The organism is Streptomyces chisholmiae, from assembly GCF_031845445.1.
Classification (GTDB): domain Bacteria; phylum Actinomycetota; class Actinomycetes; order Streptomycetales; family Streptomycetaceae; genus Streptomyces; species Streptomyces chisholmiae.
The window spans coordinates 292,534-306,724 of sequence record NZ_JAVREO010000008.1 but is presented as its reverse complement, the minus strand read 5'-3'; the positions used below and the strand labels follow the sequence as shown (position 1 = coordinate 306,724).

Sequence of the window (14,191 nt, the reverse complement as noted above, 5' to 3'; positions counted from 1 at the left end):
TCAGCCCGGGACGGGCGTGAACCGCCAGCGGTGCGGCGGCCGTTGGCAGAGCCCGGCCGGCGGCTCCGGCAACTCGGCGAGCGGGCCGTCGGCCGGCCACCAGGTGATCACCAGCACCCGGTCCTGCGGCGCGGTGAAGGTCTCCCGACGCTCGGGGGCCGGGTCGAGCCGCTGGTCACGGGCCCAGGCCAGCAGCTCGGCGCCCCGCCCGGGCACCGCCCTGGCCTCCCACATCAGCGCCACCGCCATCAGGCCGACTCCCCCGCCGGCGCCAGCGGCTCGGTGACCGGCAGCGAGGAGTCCGCGGGCAGGTCGAGCGCGGACGGCGGCCGGTTCCTGGCCACCATCTCCGCGCCCAGCGCCGCCACCATCGCGCCGTTGTCCGTGCACAGGCCGGGCCGCGGCACCCGCAGGATGATCCCGGCGGCGGCGCAGCGCTCCTCCGCCATGGCGCGCAGCCGGGTGTTGGCCGCCACCCCGCCGCCGATCATCAGGTGGTCCACGCCCTGCTCGCGGCAGGCGCGCACCGCCTTCCTGGTCAGCACGTCGGTGACCGCCTCCTGGAAGGACGCCGCCACGTCGGCCACCGGCACCGGCTCGCCGGCCCGCCGCCGGGTCTCCACCCAGCGCGCGACCGCCGTCTTCAGCCCGGAGAACGAGAAGTCGAACGGCGCGTCCCTGGGCCCGGTCAGCCCGCGCGGGAAGGCGATGGCGGCCGGGTCGCCGGCCCGCGCCTCGCGGTCGATCGCCGGGCCGCCGGGGAAGCCGAGCCCCAGCACCCGGGCGACCTTGTCGAAGGCCTCGCCCGCCGCGTCGTCGATGGTGGCGCCCAACGGGCGGACGTCCGTGGTGATGTCCGGCGCCAGCAGCAGCGAGGAGTGGCCGCCGGAGACCAGCAGCGCCATGGTCGGCTCCGGCAGCGGCCCGTGTTCGAGCTGGTCCACGCAGATGTGCGAGGCCAGGTGGTTGACCCCGTAGAGCGGCTTGTCCAGCGCGTAGGCGTACGCCTTGGCCGCCGAGACGCCCACCAGCAGCGCGCCGGCCAGCCCCGGGCCGGCGGTGACGGCGATCCCGTCCAGGTCACGGGCCCGCACGCCGGCCTGGGCCAGCGCCCGTTCGATGGTCGGGACCATCGCCTCCAGGTGCGCCCGGCTGGCGATCTCGGGGACCACGCCGCCGAACCGCGCGTGCTCGGTCACGCTGGAGGCGACCGCGTCGGCCAGCAGCGTGGTGCCGCGCACCACGCCGACGCCCGTCTCGTCGCAGGAGGTCTCGATGCCCAGCACCAGCGGTTCGTCAGCCATCCTCAGGACTCCCGTGTGTCGCCGTCTCGGCGAGTTCCTTGCGCATCACCAGGGCGTCGCGGTTCCCCGGCTGGTAGTAGCCGCGCCGCACGCCGACCTGGCGGAAACCGAAGCGGTGGTAGAGCCGCTTGGCCGGCTCGTTGTCCACCCTGACCTCCAGCATGGCCGCCGCGCAGCCGAGCTCCTCGGCACCCCGCAGCAGCCGGGTCAGCAGCCGGGCGCCCAGGCCGGTGCCCTGGTGCGCGCCGGTGACGCCGATGGTCATCACCTCGGCGGTGTCGCCGGCGACGCCGAGCCCGGCGTAGCCGGCCAGGCCCGGCTCGCCCGGGGCCTGCGCCACCACGTAGTCGCGCAGCGGCGGGTCGAGGGTGGCACCGGCCAACTCCGACCAGAACATGCCGGCCGACCAGGCGTCCTGGGCGAACAGCTCGGCCTCCAGGGCCAGCACCGGCTCGATGTCCCACCAGCGCATGGCCCGTAGCGCCACCTCGCTCATCGCCTGGCCTCCGCCTCGGGCGACGGCGGCGTGACCGCCTTGTAGCCGGCCGGCTCCCTGGCGTCCGGGCGGCGCAGATAGCGCGGCAGCGGCGGGTCGAGCGGCTCGCCGGCGGCCAGCCGGCGCGCGGCGAGCGCGGCGAGCGCGCCCGCCGAGGCGTGCGCCGGCAGGTCGGCGCGGGCGCCGGGGAAGGCGTCCGGGTAGAGCGCGGTGCCGGCGCCGACGGCCGGCCGGCCGGCCACCCGCTCGGCCAGCTCCGCCGGCCGGTCCACGGCCGGGCCACCGACCCGGGTGTCCGCGTCGGCGTACTCGGCCCAGTAGACCTCCTTGCGCCGGGCGTCCGTGGCCACCACGAACGGCCCGGCCAGGCCGGCGGCGTGCGCGATGCCGTCCAGGGTGCAGACCCCGTACACCGGCACGTCCAGGGCGGCGCCCAGCGCGGCGCCCGTCACCAGCCCCACCCGCAGCCCGGTGTAGGGGCCGGGGCCGGTGCCGACCACCAGCGCGCCGACCTCGGCCAGCCGGCGGCCGGCGGCGGTCAGCACCTCGTCGACGAACGGCATCAGCAACTCGCCGTGCCGGCGGGCGTCCACCCGCTCCCGCGCGGCGAGCACCCGGCCCTCCTCCGTGTCGAAGAGCGCGACGGTGACGGCCGGGGTTGCGGTGTCCAGGGCGAGCAGCAGCACCCGGCAAGCCTACGGCGCCGCCGACGGGCCCCGGACCCTGGTAGCTTCGGTGGGATGGACCGGGGTCCCACCGGTCCGCGTTCTCCCGTCCCGTCGCGAAAGGCGGCACCGCACCGTGGCGCGCCACACCTCAGGTTCCGGGTCCAGCGTCTTCGTCGCCGCGTTGACCGTCATGGCGCTCGCCGTCGTCGGGTTCTTCGCCTACCAGGCCTCGGCCGCCGACAACTGGCCGCCACCCACCCGTTCGTCCCCGACGCCCGAGGCGGAGGGTGACGGCGGCGCCAACGGCGGCGCCGAGGACGAGGCGGAGGTCCCGCCGCTGCCGGCCGACTCGGGCACCGGCGAGCGGGTGGTGTACTCCCTGGAGCAGCGGCGGGTCTGGCTGGTCGAGGTGAGTCCGGACGGCACCGGCGACATAGTGCGCCGGACGCACGAGGTCTTCCCCAGCTCCCGCAGCCCCGAGCCGGGCGGCTACCAGGTGACCTCCCGTTCCGAGCGCGGCACCGGCTCGGACGGGGTGCCGATGGAGCACGCGGTGGTCTTCGCGGTCGCGGCGGACGGCACGGTGTTCGGCTTCTCCGCCGCGCAGGACGGCTCGACGCCGGACCCGGCGGCCGCGGACGGCACCGGCGGCATCCGGCAGACCCGGGAGGACGGCGCGGCGATGTGGGAGTTCGCCGCCATCGACGTCCCGGTGGTCGTCGTCCCCTGACCGACCGACCGACGCGGCGGCCGGCACGCGGCCGACGTGCCGGCCGTCCGGCCGGTGTTCCCACCGCTCCGGCCGGTGCCTCCGCCGCCGGTCACAGACCGGTTCCGTCGCCGACCGGTCCGGTCCGAAACCGGCCCGTGTTCCCACTGTCTGTTCCCACCGCCCGGGTCAGCGTTCCGCCGACCCAGCCGGCGTCCCGACTGCCCCGGCCGGCCGTCCGCCCACCCCGACGTGTGTCCCGGCTGCTCCGGCCGGTGCCTCCGCCGGCGGTCGCTGACCGGTTCGGTCGGTGAACAGCCCGATCGGTGACCGGTCCGTTCCGTGTCCGGTGCAATCGCTGGACGGCGCAATCGCTGATCGGTGCAATCGCCGGACGGCTCGCTCGCTGCCCGGTTCGCTCACTGCCCGGTTCGTCGGCGACCGGGCCGGTGGGCGGCCGGTTCCCGCCGGAACGGCCCGTCCGCGGCCGGTCCCGCGGCCCCGCGGGGCCCCCGCGGCCAGCTCCGCGGCCGGCCGCGCCGAGAAGCGACCCGAGACCGGCCGGCCGTTCGGCGGCCCGTTCAGTCGGTGAGCGCCGCCGCCAGGTCGACGCCGCGCCAGCGCGCCCCGACCCCCCGGAAGGTGACCTCGCGCGGGTCGTCCGCCGCCGGGTCGGCCCGCTCGGTCGGCGCCCGGTGCAGCACCACCTGGAGCCGGTCGTCGGAGAGCTGCTCCATCCGGTCCTCGCCCCACTCGACGACCACCACCGACTCCGGCAGCGCCACGTCGAGGTCGAGGTCCTCCATCTCGTCGAGGCCGCCCCCCAGCCGGTAGGCGTCCACGTGCACCAGCGGCGGTCCTTCGCCCAGCGGCGGGTGGACCCGGGCGATCACGAAGGTCGGCGAGGTGACCGCGCCGCGCACCCCGAGGCCCTCGCCGAGGCCGCGCGTCATGGTGGTCTTGCCGGCACCCAACTCCCCGGTGAGCAGCACCAGGTCGCCCGGCCGCAACAGCCCGGCCAGGCGGCGGCCCAGCGCCGTCATCCGCTCGGCGGTCGGTACCCGGCAGGTGAGGTGCGGCTCAGTCAGCTGTGGACCCATGGCACCCGATGCTACGGGTGAGCAGCGCCAGCAGCCGGCCGGTCACCACCGCCGGGTCCTCCAGCAGCACCAGGTGGCCGGCGTCCGGCAGGGTCACGAACTCGGCCGCCGGCAGCGCGGCGGCGATCCGCCGGCTGTGCTCGACCGGGGTGATCTCGTCCCGGCCGCCGCCCAGCACCAGGACCGGCAGGTCCTCGGAGAGGGTGTGCAGGGTGGTGAGCGCGCCCCAGGTGGCGTGTTCGGCGAAGGCCGGGTAGAACTCGGCGACCACGTCGATCGGCACCGACTCGATCAGCCGCTCGGCGAACCTGGCGACCGCCGGGTCGACCGCGTCCGGCGCGCCGAAGGAGTAGCGGCGGATCAGGCCGGCGTAGAGGTCGCCGACCGCCCGCCGGCCGCGTTCCACCAGCTCGGCCTGGGCGCCCAGGACCCGCAGCACCCCGGGCGCGGCGCGCCGGGCGGCGCGCACCACGGACGGCGGGAAGCCGTAGCTGACCTGGGCGAGGTCGCCGGCCGACGTGCTCAGCAGCGCCATCCCGGCCACCCGGCGGGCCACGTAGTCGGCGTGCCGCTCGACCAGCGCCATCACCGTCATGCCGCCCATGGAGTGCCCCACCAGTACCACGGGCCCGTCCGGCACCGCCGCGTCCAGCACCGCCCGCAGGTCGCGCCCCAACTGCTCGATGTGCAGCGGCTCGCCGCGCTCCCGCTGCGCGCGCCCCGGCGCGGACCGGCCGTGCCCGCGCTGGTCCCAGTAGACAGCCCGGACCCGGCCGCGGAGCGCCGCCCGCTGGTAGTGCCAGACGTCCTGGTTGAGGCAGTAGCCGTGGCAGAACACCACCGTCCCGCCGCCCGGCCCGACCCCCTCGGGCAACTCGTCCACCTCGTAGTGGAGTTCGGTGCCGTCGTCGGCGACGGCGGTGCCCGGGGTGCCGCGCAGGGTGCCGAACGGGCCGGCCGCGTCCAGCGCCTCCCTGGCCTGCCGGCGGACCGAGCGGCTGACCGTGAGCCGCTCCACGGCGACCGTGGTGGCCACCGCGCCCAGTGCGAGACCGGCTATGCCGGCCCTGGCCGCCCAGCGCATCTCAGACCACCGGCTCCCCTGGGCTCGGTTCGACCCCGTGGTAGATCCGGGGCACCCGGGGGCCGATCCGGGTGACGATCTCGTAGCCGATGGTGCCCGCCGCGCGGGCCCAGTCCTCGGCCGTCGGCTCGCCCCGGTCGCCGGGGCCGAAGAGCACCGCCTCGTCGCCGACCTCCGCGGTGTCCCCGCCGAGGTCCACCACGAACTGGTCCATCGCGACCCGTCCGGCCACCGTGCGCAGCTTCCCCGCGACCAGCACCGGGCCGTTGCCGGAGGCGTGCCGGGGCACGCCGTCCGCGTAGCCGGCCGGGACCAGCGCGAGGGTGGTCGCGCCCGGCGTCGTGTAGTGGTGCCCGTAGGAGACGCCGTGCCCGCCGGGCACCCGCTTCACCTGCGCCAGCGCGGCGCGCAGCGTCATCACCGGGCGCAGCCCGAAGTCCTCCGGGGTGCCCACCTCGGCCGACGGCGAGAGGCCGTAGACCGATACCCCGGTGCGCACCAGGTCGTAGTGCGCCTCGGGCAGCGTCAGGGTGGCGGGCGAGTTGGCCAGGTGGCGCACCTCGGGGCGCAGCCCGGCCCGCTCGGCGACCGCCACCGCCTCGGCGAACGACGCGAGTTGCCGCCGGATCGAGGGGTGCCCCGGCTCGTCGGCGCAGGCCAGGTGCGACCAGAGGCCGGTCACCCGGACCGCGCCGGTGGCCTCGGCGGCGCGCGCCGCCGCCACCAGCTCGGGCCAGTCCGCCGGCTGGGCGCCGTTCCGGCCCAGGCCGGTGTCGGCCTTCAGCTGCACCCGGGCCGTCCGGCCGGCCGCCCGGGCCGCCCCGACCGCCAGCTCCAACGCCCACCGGCCGCTGACCGACACGTCGAGGTCGGCCTCGACCGCGGCCCGCCACGGCCCGTCCGGCGTCCACAGCCAGCACAGCACCCGGCCGGTGTCGCCGGCCGCGCGCAGCGCCAGCGCCTCCTGCGGCGTCGCCGCGCCCAGCCAGGCCGCGCCGGCCTGCCGGGCCGCCCGCGCGCAGGGCAGCATCCCGTGTCCGTAGCCGTCGGCCTTGACCACGGCCATCAGCGCCGCGCCCCCGGTCAACCGGCGGCGCAGCGCCCGGACGTTGGAGCGCAGCGCGGCGAGGTCGATGTCCGCGCGCAGTGGCGGACCCTCGCCCGTTCGCCCTGCCAGTGAGTGGTCGTTCATCGCCACCAGTGTCGCAGGAAGCCGCCGGCCCGGACGTCCGCCGGGTGTGGCCGGCCGGTCCCGCGGGCCGGCTGCGCCAGACTGGGCGCATGAGGACTGCTTACCCAGTGGCGGCCGTGCGCGCCGCGGAGAAGGCCCTGTTGGCCGGGCTGCCCGAGGGCACGCTGATGGCCAGGGCGGCGGCCGGGCTGGCCGCCGCCTGCGCCGAGCTGCTGCGCGCCCGGGCGCCGCGCGGCCGGCGCGCCGCCGCCCGGGTGGTGCTGCTGGTCGGCGGCGGGGACAACGGCGGCGACGCGCTGTTCGCCGGCGCCCGGCTGGCCCGGCGCGGGACGGCGGTCACCGCGCTGCTGCTCGATGCGGGGCGGGCGCACCCGGCCGGGCTGGCCGCGCTGCGGGCCGGCGGGGGGACGGCCCTGGCGGTGCCGGACACGTCGCCTGCCGCGCTGGACGCGCTGCTGGGGCGCGCCGCGCTGGTGCTGGACGGGATCACCGGCATCGGCGGGCGGGGCGGACTGCGGCCGGTGGCGGCCGAGTTGGCCGACCGGGTCCGGGCCAGCGGGGCGCCGGTGGTCGCCGTGGACCTGCCGAGCGGGGTGGACGCCGACACCGGCGAGGTGCGCGGGCCGGTGCTTCCCGCCGCGCTGACCGTGACCTTCGGCACCCACAAGCCGGCGCTGCTGATCGACCCGGCGCGGGAGTACGCGGGCGAGGTGCGGCTGGTGGACATCGGCCTCGGGCCGCTGCTGCCGGCCGAGCCAGAGGTGGCCGCGCTGACCGACGCCGAGGTGGCGGCGCTGCTGCCCCGGCCGGTGGGCGAGAGCGACAAGTACCGGCGCGGGGTGTTGGGCGTGGCGGCCGGCTCGGCCCGCTACCCGGGGGCCGCCGTGCTCACCGTGGGGGGCGCGCTGCACGGCGGGGTCGGGGCGGTCCGCTACGCGGGGCCGGCCGCCGACGCGGTGCTCGCCCGCTATCCGGAGACGCTGATCAGCACGGGCACGCCGGCGGAGGCCGGCCGGACGCAGGCCTGGGTGGCCGGCCCGGGCCTCGGCGACCACCCGCGGGCTGCGCGGGTGCTGGACGAGGCGCTGGCCGCCGACGTGCCGCTGCTGTTGGACGCGGAGGCGCTGCGCGGCCTGGACCAGGCCCGGGTGCGGGCCCGGCGGGCGCCGACCCTGCTCACCCCGCACGCCGGGAGGCGGCGGCGCTGCTGGGCGTGGACCGCGCGCGGGTCGAGGCCGGCCGGCTGGCCTCGGTCCGCGAGCTGGCCGCCCGCTTCGGCGCGACCGTGCTGCTGAAGGGCTCGACCACACTGGTCGCCGACCCGACGGGGCCGGTGCTGGTGAACGGGACTGGCACCCCGTGGCTGGCGACGGCCGGCAGCGGGGACGTGCTCTCCGGGCTGGCCGGGGCGCTGCTGGCGGCCGGGCTGAGCGCCCGGGACGCCGGCGCCGTCGCGGCCCACCTGCACGGCCTGGCCGGCCGGGCGGCGCCGCTGCCGCCGACGGCCTCCACCCTCACCACGGCGCTCCCCGCCGTCTGGCACCGGCTGCTGACCGAGGACGGCGCCGCGGGCGGCGGCCACGGACAGCACCCCAGCCCGGAATAATCGCTGGCCATGGCCTTACGCGCCGGATAGGAAGGGTGGCATGAGCAGTGCCACGCCCACCTCCGGGAGCCCCGGGGACACCGCCGACCGGCGGCACTTCATCCGCGCCACCCTCGACCTGGGCGCGGTGCGGCTGCACCCCTGGGGCCGAGGCCCCGCCGGGCCCGAAGCCACGGCGGACGCCCTGGTCGCGGCGGCCGCCGACCCGCTGATCGCCCTGTGGAACCCCCTCGCCACCACCAGCCGGGACGACGCACTGGCCTGGCTCGCGGCGCGCGACGAGGGCTGGACACGCGGCGGCGCCGCCGCCTTCGCCGCCCTGGACGCCGCCGACGGGGCCGTGCTGGGCAGCGTCACCGTGCGCTGGGTGGACCGCGCCGACGGCTTGGCCATGATCGGCTACTGGACCCTGCCGGCGGCCCGCGGGCGCGGCCTGGCCACCCGGGCCACCGAGGCGGCGACCCGCTGGGCCTTCGCGACGGCCGACGCCCGGCGGATCGAGATCGCCCACGCGGTCGGCAACCCGGCCTCCTGCCGGGTGGCGCAGCGCTGCGGCTACCCGGCCGAGGGCACCCTGCGCGACTCCCACCGGTTCGGCGACGGCGCCCACCACGACGAACACCTACACGCCCGGCTGGCCACCGACCCCGAGCCGGCCGCCCGCCAACCAGCCTGACCGCCGCCCACCGGGCGGGCGTCTCAGTCCCACAGCACGGACCACACCGTGGCGCCGGCCGGCACCGGCGGCACCTCCCGGTAGTCGTCCACCAGGCCGGCCAGCACCCCGCTGGACTCCAGGCCCTCGACCCACGCCGCGCAGCGTGCCTCGTCGACCGGCGCGCAGATCGCCACCGCCTCGCCGGCCAGCCGCGCCAGGTCGAGCGTCTCCGGATGCGGCTGGACCCGCACCCAGGCCACCTCGGGCCGGCCGGCTATCTCCGCCAGCCGGGCGGCCAACACGGCCAACGGGGGCCGGCCGTAGCCCCACTGGTTGGGCGCGAGGGACTCCTCGTCCCCGTTGTCGTCGAAGAACTCGTCCAGGGTGAGCAGGGGCATGACGCCCTCCGCATCCGTCCGCGCCGTCACATCCGCCACCGAGATCACGGTGCCCACCCTGCCAGCCGGCACTGACAGTCGGGCCCGCCAGCCCGGGCGCGGAAGCAGGAGGCGCCGACCGACCGGGGCCGGACCCGGCCGGCGTCAGCCCTCCGCGATCACCACCGCGGAGGCCACCCCCGCGTCATGGCTCAGCGACACGTGCCAGCCGGTGACCCCCAGCTCCGCCGCCCGGGCCGCGACCGTGCCGCGCACCTCAAGCCGGGGGCGGCCCGACTCGGTCTGCACCACCTCGGCGTCCGTCCAGCGCAGCCCACCCGGCGCGCCCAGCGCCTTGGCCAGCGCCTCCTTGGCCGCGAACCGCGCCGCCAGCGAGGCGACGCCGCGCCGCTGCCCACTCGGCAGCAGCAGCTCGGCGGCCACGAAGAGCCGCTCGGCCAGCTCCGGGGTCCGCTCCAGCGACCGGGCGAACCGGTCGATCTCCGCCACGTCGATGCCCACGCCCACGATCATGCGTGCAGCACGCTCCCCTCGGCGTCCGTGACCTCGCACCGGACCTCGTCCCACTCCCGGCGCAGCAGCACCACCTGCTCCCCCGGCGTGTCGCCGAGCGGCAGCAGCTCGCCCGCCGGCTGGGCGGCCAGCGCCGCCCGCTCCGAGGCCAGCTGCGCCTCCCCCGCCCCGAGCGCCACGGTCAGCGGCACCCCCCGGCGGGCGGCGACCACCGTGTCGGGGGCGTCCGCGAGCAGGGCCAGGAACGCGAAGTCGCCGCGCAGCGCGCGGCACAGCTGGCGCGCCGCCTCGGCCGGCTCGAACGCCGAGGAGAACGCCTCGGCCAGCAGCCGGGCCACCACCTCGCCCGCGGCACCGGTCCGCAGCTCGTGGCCGCGTCCGGTCAACTCGGCGGCCAGCTCGGCGCGGTTGCTCGGCTCACCGACCAGCACCACGGCCACCCGGCCGGCCTCGTCCAGCTGCGGCCCCGACTCCGCCGGCTCGCCGGCCCGCCGGCGCAGGCCGATGCCGCTGCCGGCGGCGGGCAGCGGCCGCTGCCGCAGCCCGGCGCGGAGCGCGGCCAGCGAGTCGGCACCCGGCGGGCAGGCCAGGCCGCCGTCGGCCAGCACCGCCACCCCGCAGACATCGTGCTCCGGCCCACCCACCTCGTCGAGCTGGGCCAGCACCACGTCGAGGGCGGACTGGACCCCCGTGTACCCCACGATCCCGCACATGGCGGCAGGGTATCGGGGCCGCCGCACGGCGCGCCAAGCCGGACGGAACAATGAGGAGCGTGGCAACCTCACCCCCCGAGCACGGCCAGCGCCCCGACCGGCCCCACCCCGCCGGCCAGCCGGACCAGCCGACCAAGTCGGACCAGCCGGACCAGCCGCCGAAGCCGGCACGGCCGGCGCGCACCGGCCGCCCGCAGCGGCCCAGCCCCTACGTCGACCTGTCCCGCGCCGACTGGGTCAAGCCCAGGGACGGAGCGCCCAACCCGCTGACCGCCGAGCAGGTGGAGCGGCTGCGCGGGCTCGGCGACGTGATCGACCTGGCCGAGGTGCGGGACATCTACCTGCCGCTCTGCGAGCTGCTGCGGCTGCACATCGACGCGGCGCGGCAGCTGCGCGGCCGGGTGGGCGGCTTCCTCGGCGGCCCACAGCCGGCCACCCCGTTCGTGATCGGCATCGCCGGCAGCGTCGCGGTGGGCAAGTCCACCGTCGCCAGGCTGCTGCGGGCGCTGCTCGCCCAGGGTCCGGAGGAATACCGGGTGGCGCTGGTGCCCACCGACGGCTTCCTGCTGCCGAACGCCGAGTTGGAGCGGCGCGGCCTGATGCGCCGCAAGGGCTTCCCCGAGTCCTACGACCGGCGGGCGCTGACCCGCTTCGTGGCCGAGGTGAAGTCGGGCCGCGCCGAGGTACGGGCCCCGGTCTACTCGCACCTGGTCTACGACATCGTCCCCGGCGAACAGGAGACCGTGCGCCGGCCCGACATCCTGATCCTGGAGGGGCTGAACGTGCTCCAGCCGGCGCCGCCCGGACGGATCGGCGTCGCCGACTACTTCGACTTCTCCGTCTACGTGGACGCCCGCACCACGGACATCGAAAGCTGGTACCTGACGCGCTTCCAGGCCCTGCGGGCGACCGCGTTCCGCGACCCGCGCTCCTTCTTCCGCAGGTACGCGGAACTCTCCGAGGAGGAGGCCCTGGACTTCGCCAGGACCACCTGGCGCACGGTGAACGGCCCGAACCTGGTGGACAACATCGCCCCGACCCGCGGCCGGGCGTCGCTGGTGCTCCGCAAGGGCGCCGACCACGCGGTGCACGGCCTGCGGCTGCGCAAGCTCTGACCCGGCCCGGCCCCCCGGCGAACACCGCCGGGGGCCCGGCCAGGGCTCAGCCCAGCGCCGACTTCACCACGTCGGCCAGCCCGGCGGCCACCGCCCTGGCCTGCGCCGCGTCCGCCGCCTCCACCATCACCCGGACCAGCGGCTCGGTGCCGGAGGGTCGCAGCAGCACCCGCCCGGTCTCGCCCAGCTGCCGCTCCGCCTCGGCCACCGCCTCGGCCAGCTCCCGGCTGTCCGCGACCCGGGACCGGTCCACGTCCCGCACGTTGATCAGCACCTGCGGCAGCCGCGTCATCACCTCGGCCAGCTCGGCCAGCGGGCGCCTGGTCGCCGCGACCCGGGCCGCCAGCAGCAGCCCGGTGAGGCTGCCGTCGCCGGTGGTCGCGTGGTCCAGCACGATCACGTGGCCGGACTGCTCGCCACCCAGCGAGAAGCCGCCGAGCTTCATCTCCTCCAGCACGTAGCGGTCGCCCACCGCGGTCTGCCGCACCCGCAGCCCCTCGCGCTCCATGGCCAGGGTGAAGCCCAGGTTGGACATCACGGTGGAGACCACGGTGTCCTGCCGCAGCGTGCCGGCCTCCCGCATGGCCACGCCCAGCACCGCCAGGATCTGGTCCCCGTCCACCTCGGCGCCCGCGCCGTCCACGGCCAGGCAGCGGTCCGCGTCGCCGTCCACCGCGATGCCCAGGTCGGCCTCGTGGCTGAGCACCGCGTCCCGCAGCGCCCCCAGGTGCGTCGATCCGCAGCCGTCGTTGATGTTGAGCCCGTCCGGGTCGGCGCCGATGCTGATCACATCGGCGCCGGCCCGGGCGAACGCCTCGGGTGCGACGCGGGAGGCCGCGCCGTGCGCGGTGTCCAGCACGATACGGAGGCCGTCGATCCGGTTCGGCAGCACCCCGACCAGGTGCGCCACATAGGCGTCGAAGCCCTCCTGGTACTCGGTGACCCGGCCGACGTCGGCCCCCACCGGCCGGTCCTGGGGCTGCCCGGCCACCGCCTCCCGGTAGGCCGCCTCGATCCGGTCCTCCAGCTCGTCGGCGAGCTTGTGGCCGCCGCGGGCGAAGAACTTGATCCCGTTGTCCGGCATCGGGTTGTGGCTGGCGGAGAGCATCACGCCGAAGTCGGCGCCCAGCGAGCCGGTCAGGTAGGCCACCGCCGGCGTCGGAAGCACCCCGACCCGCAGCACGTCGACGCCCGCGCTGGCCAGCCCGGCCACCACCGCCGCCTCCAGGAACTCCCCGGAGGCGCGGGGGTCGCGGCCGACCACGGCGGTCGGCCGGCGGCCCGCGCGCTCGGTACTCTCCGGCCCGGGCAACACCCGCGCCGCCGCGGCGGACAGGCCGAGCGCCAGCTCGGCCGTCAGATCCGCGTTGGCGACGCCGCGTACACCGTCCGTACCGAAGAGTCGTCCCACTGTTCTTTCCTCCGAGTTCAGCCCACGCGGCCCGTGACCGTTATCCGTGTTGACCCTACAAAAGCGGACGCCCCGGCAGCACGGAAGTGCTGCCGGGGCGCATGCAAAATTCCTGCCAGCGATTACCGCTTGCTGTACTGCGTGCCCTTACGCGCCTTCTTCAGACCGGCCTTCTTCCGCTCCACCGCACGGGCGTCACGGGTCAGGAAGCCGGCCTTCTTCAGCGGGCCGCGGTTGTTGTCCACGTCCGCCTCGTTCAGCGCACGGGCCACGCCGAGGCGCAGCGCGCCGGCCTGGCCGGAGATGCCGCCACCGGCGATGCGGGCGATCACGTCATAGCGGTCGTCCAGCTCCAGCACCTTGAACGGCTCGTTCACGGACTGCTGGTGCACCTTGTTGGGGAAGTACCCCTCCAGGGTGCGGCCGTTGATCCGCCAGTTGCCGCTGCCCGGAACGATCCGGACCCGGGCGATGGCGTTCTTCCGGCGGCCGGTCCCGGCGCCGGGGAGCGGGTCACCGAAGCGGCCGTCGAGCTGCTCGCCGGCGACGGCGAACTCCTCGCTGGCGCTCTCGGTGGTGTACTCCTCGACCTCGGGGACCTCGGCGTCCAGGTTCTCGGCAGTGGTCTCGGCCACGATTCTCCTCAGATTCTCTTCAGCTTGGGGGTGTGGCCGGACTTACTGCGCGACCTGGGTGATCTCGAACGGCACCGGACGCTGGGCGGCGTGCGGGTGCTCGGGACCGGCGTAGACCTTCAGCTTCGAGAGCATCTGACGGCCCAGGGTGTTCTTCGGGAGCATCCCGCGAACGGCCTTCTCGACGGCCCGCTCGGGGTTCTTCTCCAGCAGGTCGCCATAGCGGACCGAGCGGAGACCGCCCGGGTAGCCGGAGTGGCGGTAGGCAAGCTTCTGGGTCCGCTTGTTACCGGACAGGTGCACCTTGTCGGCGTTGACGATGATGACGAAGTCACCGGTGTCAACGTGCGGCGCGTACACCGGCTTGTGCTTGCCCCGCAGAAGGGTGGCGGCCTGGGAGGCCAGGCGGCCCAGCACGACATCGGCGGCGTCAATGACGTGCCACTGACGCTGGACGTCGCCGGGCTTGGGGCTGTACGTACGCACGGGTCGTAGCCTTCGCTTTTCAGTGAGTGGTTCCTGACAAGGCCACCCGGCGATCTGACCGTGTGGTCGAATCCGGTGACGCAAACCGGGTATCGACCGCTGG

The 14,191-nt window shown here is 76.4% G+C and carries 16 protein-coding genes and 1 pseudogene; 4 read left to right on the top strand and 13 right to left on the bottom strand.

The features are described from left to right. From RM844_RS16060 to tsaB, 4 genes are read right to left on the bottom strand one after another with little or no spacing between them, the layout of a single operon-like run. Entirely contained in the window at window positions 1–249 is a 249-nt protein-coding gene (locus tag RM844_RS16060; RefSeq protein ID WP_311667872.1) for a hypothetical protein, read from the bottom strand. Then, a complete protein-coding gene (gene tsaD / locus RM844_RS16055) occupies window positions 249–1,304 on the bottom strand; it encodes a tRNA (adenosine(37)-N6)-threonylcarbamoyltransferase complex transferase subunit TsaD (protein WP_311667871.1) in 1,056 nt (351 codons plus the stop codon). The genes RM844_RS16060 and tsaD overlap by 1 nt, the downstream gene beginning before the upstream one ends. Continuing rightward, the gene (rimI, locus tag RM844_RS16050) at window positions 1,297–1,800 is read right to left on the bottom strand and encodes a ribosomal protein S18-alanine N-acetyltransferase (RefSeq protein WP_311667870.1); all 504 of its coding nucleotides are present in this window, start codon (window positions 1,798–1,800) and stop codon (window positions 1,297–1,299) included. Before rimI ends, tsaD begins: the two co-directional genes overlap by 8 nt. Beyond that, complete coding sequence (gene tsaB / locus RM844_RS16045; protein ID WP_311667869.1) at window positions 1,797–2,486, bottom strand: tRNA (adenosine(37)-N6)-threonylcarbamoyltransferase complex dimerization subunit type 1 TsaB; 690 nt, start codon at window positions 2,484–2,486, stop codon at window positions 1,797–1,799. The genes rimI and tsaB overlap by 4 nt, the downstream gene beginning before the upstream one ends. Before the next feature lie 172 nt (window positions 2,487–2,658). Between tsaB and RM844_RS16040 the strand changes: the two genes are divergently transcribed. Next, complete coding sequence (locus RM844_RS16040; RefSeq protein ID WP_394814523.1) at window positions 2,659–3,198, top strand: hypothetical protein; 540 nt, start codon at window positions 2,659–2,661, stop codon at window positions 3,196–3,198. 560 nt (window positions 3,199–3,758) lie between these two features. On the opposite strand, the gene tsaE is transcribed toward RM844_RS16040, so the two are convergent. The 3 genes from tsaE to alr are packed head-to-tail and all read right to left on the bottom strand — an operon-like array spanning window position 3,759 to window position 6,553. Continuing rightward, entirely contained in the window at window positions 3,759–4,277 is a 519-nt protein-coding gene (tsaE, locus tag RM844_RS16035) for a tRNA (adenosine(37)-N6)-threonylcarbamoyltransferase complex ATPase subunit type 1 TsaE (RefSeq protein WP_311667867.1), read from the bottom strand. After that, the gene (locus RM844_RS16030) at window positions 4,258–5,361 is read right to left on the bottom strand and encodes an alpha/beta fold hydrolase (protein ID WP_311667866.1); all 1,104 of its coding nucleotides are present in this window, start codon (window positions 5,359–5,361) and stop codon (window positions 4,258–4,260) included. The genes tsaE and RM844_RS16030 overlap by 20 nt, the downstream gene beginning before the upstream one ends. 1 nt (window position 5,362) lies before the next feature. Further along, the gene (gene alr, locus RM844_RS16025; protein ID WP_311667865.1) at window positions 5,363–6,553 is read right to left on the bottom strand and encodes an alanine racemase; all 1,191 of its coding nucleotides are present in this window, start codon (window positions 6,551–6,553) and stop codon (window positions 5,363–5,365) included. 89 nt (window positions 6,554–6,642) lie between these two features. Between alr and RM844_RS16020 the strand changes: the two are divergent. Both RM844_RS16020 and RM844_RS16015 read left to right on the top strand, forming a co-directional pair. After that, window positions 6,643–8,159, top strand: a pseudogene (locus tag RM844_RS16020) (NAD(P)H-hydrate dehydratase). Window positions 8,160–8,199: 40 nt separating this feature from the next. After that, a complete protein-coding gene (locus tag RM844_RS16015; protein ID WP_311667864.1) occupies window positions 8,200–8,835 on the top strand; it encodes a GNAT family N-acetyltransferase in 636 nt (211 codons plus the stop codon). Between the two features lie 23 nt (window positions 8,836–8,858). Here RM844_RS16015 and RM844_RS16010 read toward each other — a convergent pair whose 3' ends face one another. From RM844_RS16010 to RM844_RS16000, 3 genes are all read right to left on the bottom strand, one after another. After that, window positions 8,859–9,215: a hypothetical protein gene (locus RM844_RS16010; protein ID WP_311667863.1), complete on the bottom strand. Its 357-nt coding sequence runs from the start codon at window positions 9,213–9,215 to the stop codon at window positions 8,859–8,861. A gap of 144 nt (window positions 9,216–9,359) precedes the next feature. Next, window positions 9,360–9,728, bottom strand: coding sequence for a holo-ACP synthase (locus tag RM844_RS16005; RefSeq protein WP_311667862.1), 369 nt, complete (start codon window positions 9,726–9,728; stop codon window positions 9,360–9,362). Then, entirely contained in the window at window positions 9,725–10,441 is a 717-nt protein-coding gene (locus tag RM844_RS16000) for a glucosamine--fructose-6-phosphate aminotransferase (protein ID WP_311667861.1), read from the bottom strand. The genes RM844_RS16005 and RM844_RS16000 overlap by 4 nt, the downstream gene beginning before the upstream one ends. Before the next feature lie 59 nt (window positions 10,442–10,500). Here RM844_RS16000 and coaA point away from each other — a divergent pair, with 59 nt between their 5' ends. Further along, on the top strand, window positions 10,501–11,556 hold the full coding sequence (gene coaA, locus RM844_RS15995; protein ID WP_311667860.1) for a type I pantothenate kinase: 1,056 nt from the start codon (window positions 10,501–10,503) through the stop codon (window positions 11,554–11,556). Between the two features lie 46 nt (window positions 11,557–11,602). Here the strand turns inward: coaA and glmM are convergent, their stop codons facing one another. The 3 genes from glmM to rplM form a co-directional block, all read right to left on the bottom strand. Continuing rightward, entirely contained in the window at window positions 11,603–12,967 is a 1,365-nt protein-coding gene (gene glmM, locus RM844_RS15990) for a phosphoglucosamine mutase (protein ID WP_311667859.1), read from the bottom strand. A 122-nt stretch (window positions 12,968–13,089) separates the two neighbouring features. Continuing rightward, window positions 13,090–13,602 (bottom strand): 30S ribosomal protein S9, encoded by a 513-nt coding sequence (gene rpsI, locus RM844_RS15985; protein WP_311667858.1) that lies wholly within the window; start codon window positions 13,600–13,602, stop codon window positions 13,090–13,092. A 42-nt stretch (window positions 13,603–13,644) separates the two neighbouring features. Next, window positions 13,645–14,088, bottom strand: coding sequence for a 50S ribosomal protein L13 (rplM, locus tag RM844_RS15980; protein ID WP_311667857.1), 444 nt, complete (start codon window positions 14,086–14,088; stop codon window positions 13,645–13,647). Window positions 14,089–14,191 lie beyond the last annotated feature (103 nt).

Coding starts and splice junctions, on each gene's coding strand:
- RM844_RS16060 (WP_311667872.1), bottom strand. CDS start 249: ATGGCGGTGGCGCTGATGTGGGAGGCCAGGGCGGTGCCCGGGCGGGGC.
- tsaD (WP_311667871.1), bottom strand. CDS start 1,304: ATGGCTGACGAACCGCTGGTGCTGGGCATCGAGACCTCCTGCGACGAG.
- rimI (WP_311667870.1), bottom strand. CDS start 1,800: ATGAGCGAGGTGGCGCTACGGGCCATGCGCTGGTGGGACATCGAGCCG.
- RM844_RS16040 (WP_394814523.1), top strand. CDS start 2,659: ATGGCGCTCGCCGTCGTCGGGTTCTTCGCCTACCAGGCCTCGGCCGCC.
- tsaE (WP_311667867.1), bottom strand. CDS start 4,277: ATGGGTCCACAGCTGACTGAGCCGCACCTCACCTGCCGGGTACCGACC.
- RM844_RS16030 (WP_311667866.1), bottom strand. CDS start 5,361: ATGCGCTGGGCGGCCAGGGCCGGCATAGCCGGTCTCGCACTGGGCGCG.
- alr (WP_311667865.1), bottom strand. CDS start 6,553: ATGAACGACCACTCACTGGCAGGGCGAACGGGCGAGGGTCCGCCACTG.
- RM844_RS16015 (WP_311667864.1), top strand. CDS start 8,200: ATGAGCAGTGCCACGCCCACCTCCGGGAGCCCCGGGGACACCGCCGAC.
- RM844_RS16010 (WP_311667863.1), bottom strand. CDS start 9,215: ATGCCCCTGCTCACCCTGGACGAGTTCTTCGACGACAACGGGGACGAG.
- RM844_RS16005 (WP_311667862.1), bottom strand. CDS start 9,728: ATGATCGTGGGCGTGGGCATCGACGTGGCGGAGATCGACCGGTTCGCC.
- RM844_RS16000 (WP_311667861.1), bottom strand. CDS start 10,441: ATGTGCGGGATCGTGGGGTACACGGGGGTCCAGTCCGCCCTCGACGTG.